A 4,693-nucleotide genomic window follows, 5' to 3' on the forward strand; every position below is an offset into this window, starting at 1 on the left:
GCGCCCCCCACAACTCGTGTGGCGGGGCGAGTGGGTCTGTGTGGGCGACGCGCCCCCCCGGGCCCGCCGCCCCGCGGCGCGCCGGCCCCCCGGGGGGTACTCGTCCCCCCCCGGGGGACCGCCATCTCCAGCCAGACGGTCTTGCCCCGTCCGTTGGGCGAGCTGTTCCAGGCGCGGGTCAGCGCTTCCACCAGGAAGAGGCCGCGACCGTGTTCGGCCTCGGCGGCCCCCTCGTCCGACGCGGCGAAGGGATACGGCACCGGGGGCTGACTCGCGAAGTCCCGCACTTCCATCCGGACGTGGTCCGAGAACGCCCGCATCCGCAGGTCGACGTCGCTGCCGGCATGGATCAGCGCATTGGTGACCACCTCGGACACCAGGAGTTGAGCATCGTCGGAGAGCGCGGCCAGATCCCAGGAGGTCAGCAGGCGGTCGACGAAACGTCTGGCGTCCTGGACGCCGCCCAGGTCGTGGCGCTGAATGCTCATCCGCCCGGTGTGCACCTGTCCGTCCGCCGTGCCGTTGTAGCGCGCCAGAAGCACCACCGCGTCGTCGCGTCGCTCGGCGCCGCTCCCGGCATCGGCCAGGAGCCGGTCGGCGAGCTGTTCGAGGTCGGCGCTCGAGGTGCCCGGCCCTTCCGCGCCGGTGCTCGTCCGGAAGCCGGCGTCGGCCGATTCCAGCGGGCCGAGCCCGTTCGAGTAGAGGATCAGCACCGAGCCGGGCTCGAGCGTGTGCTCCCGCGACGCGAAGGATCCCTGGTCGGCAACTCCCAGGGGCACGTTGGCCGGGGCGTCGAGCGGCACCAGGCTCCCGTCGGTGCCGAGGAGCAGCGGTGCCGGGTGTCCGGCGAGGGCGACTTCGGCAGTCCCGTCGGCGGTGTCGAGGGCCACGAGGCAGCAGGTGACCAGGAGCTCGGTCCCGAGTTCGGCCAGCAGCGTGCGGGTGCGGTCGATGATCACGGCAGGTCGGTGGCCCTCGGTCGCGTATGCCGCAACGGCTGTGCGCACCTGGCCCATGACTGCGGCCCCGTCGATGGTGTGACCTTCGACGTCGCCGACCGCGAGGACCACGCGGGCGCCGGACACCGGGATCAGGTCGTACCAGTCGCCGCCCACCTCGCCGGCGGCGGCGGGGAGGTACCGTGCGGTCACGTCCAACCGGGGGAACTCCTCCAGAACCCGCGGCAGCAGACTCTTCTGCAGCCGTTCCGCCAGCGCCTGCCGTCGTGCGCCGAGTTCGAGGCGTCGCACCGCGGCTCCGAGCGTCCCCGCCATCATGCCGAGCACGGCCCGCTCGTCGGGCGAGAAGTAGCGGTCGCCGGCGAAGGCCAGGCAGCAGACGCCCCGGATCTCCTCGGTGCCGTCGAGCGCCATCTTCAGGCGCCGGTCGCCGGACAGCGGGAGGTAGGCCTCCGTCCCGTGTTCCAGGTCGTCGGCGGCGGCCCGGGGGCCGGCCCGCGCTGTGTCCTCGCCGGTCGGCGTCGTGCTCGCCGTCGGCTCGGGGCGGACGACCACCAGGTGTCCGGTCACGGCCAGGGCTGCCGGAGTGCGCGTGTGCAGTCTGCTGCCGTGCAACTCCCGTACCAGGACCGACGACGCCCCGTAGTGGCCGACCACCCACAGGCGGCCTTCGTCGGCACAGGCCAGCACCATGGTTCGAGCCCGGAAGGGCTCCACGAGACAGCAGCGGGCGGCGGCCATGATGTCGTCCATGCCGGTGGCGCGGTTCAGCAGGTCGGCCAGCCATCGAACCGGGTACATCATGCTGGTGCCCGTCGAACCCGGTGCACCGGGCACGCCCCAGCCGTGTTCGCGAGGGTCGGCCGGCCTGTCGCGGTACACCGGGACGATCAGCGGAAGGGGCCCCGGGTCAACCGCGATCCGGCGCCGGAGCAGCCCGGCCAGTGCCTGTCCCAGGCGGTCGGCGAAGCCGACGAGTCGGGCGAGGTCGGCTCCGTCGAAGGGCGTGTCCTCCTCGGAGCGCACGACGGCAAGGGCCCCGAACCGGTGTCCGTCACCGTTCAGGGGAACGGCAGTGATCGTGTAGGGGTAGGCGGGGACGCCCTCCACGGCCGGATCGGTGGGCCGGCCGCGAGCCAGTACGGTCACCGCTCCGGTACGCACCGCGGCGGCCGAAGCGTAGTCGGCCTCCAGGCTCATCCTCCCGGGGATCGCGAAGATCGGCGGGGGGCTGCCTCCGATCACTGCGGCGCGCAGGTCGTTCCCGTCCGCGGTGAGCAGGTAGACAACCGCTGCCACGGCGTCCGCGCAGTCCACAGCCTTCCGCACCGCCGAATGCAGCAGCGCGGGCAGATCTTCCTCGTCGATCCCGGAGGGCCGCTGGTCACGGTCCGGGTCGGCGCCGGCTCCGATGGCGTCCATGGGCGCACTCCCTCACGGACCTCAGTCTAGGTTCCCTCTTCGGACATCGCCGGGGCCGTGCGCTCGCCGGTCGGGGCGGCTTCCGGCAGCACGGCGTCGGCGGGTCCGTCCGCCGCGCACGTCGTCTGCCGGGCAGGGTCCGGATGTCCGACCGTCGATCCGGGGCGGTCGGGCCGATGTGCCAACCTGGTGAACATGGACAACAACTCCGGGCGGCCGTGCTCGATCGCGGCCACGCTGTCAATCGTCGGAGACCGGTGGGCGCTCCTCGCGGTCCGCGAAGTGGCTTTGGGCAATCACCGGTTCAGCGAGATCGTCCGCAACACCGGAGCTCCCCGCGACCGCCTCGCCGCACGCCTGAAGACCCTGGTGGCGGAGGGAGTGCTCGAGCAGCGGGAATACCAGCAGAGCCCTTCTCGGTCCGACTACCACCTCACCGAGGCCGGCCGGGAACTCGTCCCGGTCCTCAACATGCTGCGTACGTGGGGTGACAAATGGGTCGTCGAGCAGCCGCCGCTCACCCTCTCGCACCATGGGCACGTGATCCGTCCGCGGGTGGTCTGCGAGACGTGCGGCGAACCGGTTCTCGAAGGGGAGGTCGACATGACCTCGAACCTGGCGGACTGGGATGTGGCAGGCCCGGTCGTGGTCTCGGAATGATCCGATGGAGCCGGGCCGGCCTGCGGGCCCCGAGTGCCGTCGACGGTGGAAGGCCAGCGGTCAGGACGCGTCCGTGAGAGCCCGCGTGCCCGGCCCCGGCTCCTTCGACACGGCAGGCGTCGTCCGGCCCGAGCCGGCGCGGCCGAGGTGCACTCCGATCGCGGACGTCGACAGGGCCAGTGCGGCGGCCGCGTACCAGACGATCCGGAATGCGTGGGCCGAGGCGGCATCAACTCGGGAGCCGACCACCGCGACCAGGACGGCGACGCCGATCGTGGACGAGAGCTGGCGGACGGAGTTGACCAGCGCCGACCCGGTCGCCGCACGATGCCCCGGCAGAGCCTGCACACCGGCGGCCACCAGGGTGCCCAGGGCCAGACCGATCCCCGCACCTGTCAGCATCTGACCGGGCAACAGGTCCCGCACGTAGTTCGGCGTGACGGACGCGAAACATGCGAGCCAGACCATTCCCCCGGTGAACAGCAGGCCACCGGCGGCGACCAGCGGGCCGTGCCCGAAGCGGTGCGCGGCGCGGGCGGTGAGAAGCGTGACGACCGGCACGAGAGCGGGACCGGGGAACAGCGCGAGACCGGTCCGCAGCGCGCTCCAGTGCCAGACCTCCTGGCACCACAGCACGTTGGAGAGCAGCAGGATCGCGAACGCGACTCCGAAGACGAGACTACCGGCGTTCGCCGCTCCGAACCGCGGCAGCCGCAGCAGATCCAGTTCGAACAGTGGGCGCGGGTGCCGCAGGGACCGGAAGAGGAACGCTGCGCCGCTGACCACGGCCACGGCCAGGAGCAGCACGGTCCTGCCGCTGGCCCAGCCCCAGCCGGGTCCCTGCACCAGGGCTCCGGAAAGCGCCGCGACGGAGAGGATGACCAGCAGGCCGCCCAGCAGGTCGGGCAGCGGCCCGGACTCCCTGGCAGCGGGCGCCGGCAGGACCGCTCGGCCGGCGACGAGTGCCGCGATGCCGATCGGCACGTTCACGGCGAAGACCCACCTCCAGTCCACCTCGACCAGGAGTCCGCCCACGACGGGGCCGGCCGCCGCGGCCAGTCCGCCGACCGCGGCCCAGCTCCGCGTGGCCCGGGTGCGGCGCTCCGCCGGCACCGTCGCCAGCATGAGGGCCAGCGACGCCGGGATCTGGGCGGCTGCGCCGGTGGCCTGCACCACCCGCGCCACGATGAGGACCCCCAGGTCCGGGGCCAGCGCACAGCCCAGGGACGCGACGGTGAAGACCGCGATCCCGGCGAGGAAGACCGGCCGCTGCCCCATGCGGTCACCGGCGCGCCCGGCCACCACGAGCAGTGCGGCGAAGGCGATCGCGTAGGCGTTGAGAATCCAGGACAGCGAGCCGAGGGACGGTCCGTTGGCTCCGCCGGAGAAACTCGTTCCGATGGCCGGAAGTGCGACGTTGACGATCCACAGATCCAGGTTGGTCATGAAGACGGCCACGAGCACGACCGCGACGGCCATCCGCGGGTCCTCGGCACCTCGACGCATCGTACGCATGGCGCAAGCGAAGCATTGATTGGTTTGAAAATCAAACTTATCTCTCACCAGTGCAGCCGCCCAGCGGTGGCGGGGGGGGGCGGGCGGGGGCGCCGGCGGGGCGCGCGCGCCGCGCGCGCCCCCCCCCCCCCCGCCCC

3 protein-coding genes are annotated in these 4,693 nt (G+C 72.6%); 1 reads left to right on the forward strand and 2 read right to left on the reverse strand.

Features of this window, described 5'->3' with window-relative positions:
- Positions 1 to 2,381: SpoIIE family protein phosphatase (locus ACFV0G_RS20045; RefSeq protein WP_380549246.1), on the reverse strand; the 2,381-nt coding region annotated here is incomplete at its 3' end.
- Positions 2,382 to 2,576: 195 nt separating this feature from the next.
- Between ACFV0G_RS20045 and ACFV0G_RS20050 the strand changes: the two genes are divergently transcribed.
- The gene (locus tag ACFV0G_RS20050) at positions 2,577 to 3,041 is read left to right on the forward strand and encodes a winged helix-turn-helix transcriptional regulator (protein ID WP_380549249.1); all 465 of its coding nucleotides are present in this window, start codon (positions 2,577 to 2,579) and stop codon (positions 3,039 to 3,041) included.
- A gap of 60 nt (positions 3,042 to 3,101) precedes the next feature.
- Here the strand turns inward: ACFV0G_RS20050 and ACFV0G_RS20055 are convergent, their stop codons facing one another.
- Complete coding sequence (locus tag ACFV0G_RS20055) at positions 3,102 to 4,556, reverse strand: MFS transporter (RefSeq protein WP_380549252.1); 1,455 nt, start codon at positions 4,554 to 4,556, stop codon at positions 3,102 to 3,104.
- Positions 4,557 to 4,693 lie beyond the last annotated feature (137 nt).

The organism is Kitasatospora sp. NPDC059571, from assembly GCF_042735675.1.
GTDB lineage: Bacteria > Actinomycetota > Actinomycetes > Streptomycetales > Streptomycetaceae > Kitasatospora.

What these genes read in the sequence shown, in the direction of transcription:
- ACFV0G_RS20050 (WP_380549249.1), top strand. Translation starts at nt 2,577, where the DNA reads ATGGACAACAACTCCGGGCGGCCGTGCTCGATCGCGGCCACGCTGTCA.
- ACFV0G_RS20055 (WP_380549252.1), bottom strand. Translation starts at nt 4,556, where the DNA reads ATGCGTACGATGCGTCGAGGTGCCGAGGACCCGCGGATGGCCGTCGCG.